We start from the raw sequence: 1,238 nt of genomic DNA, 5'->3' as shown, positions 1-1,238 counted from the left end.
AACCATTGGCGACTATGTGTTGGCGCACGCCTATCTGCGCGACGATCACGTGCTTGATGCCGTGCTCCCGCCGGATATCCCCATTCCAAGCATCGCCGAGGTGCAACGCGCGCTGTATGACGCGACCAAAATGGTGAGCGGCATGGCGGGCGAAGCGGTGAAACAGCGGCTACGTACCGGTACGGGCGTGTCCACCGACGATCGTAATTGGGAACTGCGTTACTCCGTCTCCGCCCTGCGTTTCAACCTGAGCCGCGCCGTGGCCGTCGATATGGAAAGCGCGACGATTGCAGCACAAGGCTATCGCTTCCGAGTGCCTTACGGCACGCTGCTGTGCGTCTCGGACAAACCGCTACACGGTGAAATAAAGCTGCCTGGTCAGGCCAACCGTTTTTATGAAGGTGCCATCTCCGAGCATCTGCAAATCGGTATCTGCGCGATGGATCTGTTACGCGCAGAAGGCGACCATCTGCATTCACGCAAACTTCGCACGTTCAACGAGCCACCGTTTCGCTGATTGCCCGTTGTCGGGCCCTGCAGGGCCCCACAACCAACGCCCGTTTATTATCAGAACTAACATTTTGTTTTATAGTCAAAAAAACTCAAAAACCCGCTGCATTCCCCCTTGATGCTCTCCCACCGTCGACAACCCTGCATGTGGCGCTACTACACTTACTGCAATTAATTACTGAAAGTTATTATCAGCACCGCCACCTGTCACGTGGCTGGCATGTCATTGACGTCCTGCACCAGGCTGCCATGGCGTCATAACCACAATAACAATGAGGTATTATTATGAGTAAGTTCGACGCTCCCGAGCCATCGCGCCGTGCAGTGATCAAGCGCACCGCCGCCCTCTCTGTTCTGGCACTCACGGGTATCAGTGGTTTTATGGTTCCCCACGTCAGCTATGCCGCGTCGTTGACCCAAGCGCAGCGTGACAGCATGACACCTGACGATGTGATCAAAAGCTTTAAAGCGGGCAATGCACGTTTTCGGGAAGGCAAGATGCAACAGCATGACTTTGTGGCGCAAAAAATCAGTAGCCAAGAGGGGCAATTCCCTGCGGCGGTGATTTTGAGCTGCATCGACTCGCGCGCTCCCGCTGAAATTTTGCTGGATACGGGCATTGGTGAGACCTTTAACGCGCGCGTAGCGGGCAACGTGCAAAATGAAGACATTCTGGGCAGTATGGAGTTCGCGTGTGCCGCAGCGGGTGCCAAAGTGGTGCTGGTGAT

Annotated in this window: 2 protein-coding genes; both read left to right on the top strand. The window is 55.3% G+C overall.

What is annotated here, in order from left to right:
- Window positions 1-517: AMP nucleosidase (locus J5224_RS28550; RefSeq protein WP_264628474.1), on the top strand; the 517-nt coding region annotated here is incomplete at its 5' end.
- 278 nt (window positions 518-795) lie between these two features.
- Window positions 796-1,238 (top strand): carbonic anhydrase family protein (locus J5224_RS28545; RefSeq protein ID WP_264628473.1); only part of this gene is annotated, 443 nt, incomplete at its 3' end.

This window comes from Candidatus Symbiopectobacterium sp. NZEC135 (assembly GCF_025962695.1).
Note: the sequence above shows the minus strand (reverse complement) of the source record. Positions and strands in the feature narration are given on the sequence as shown.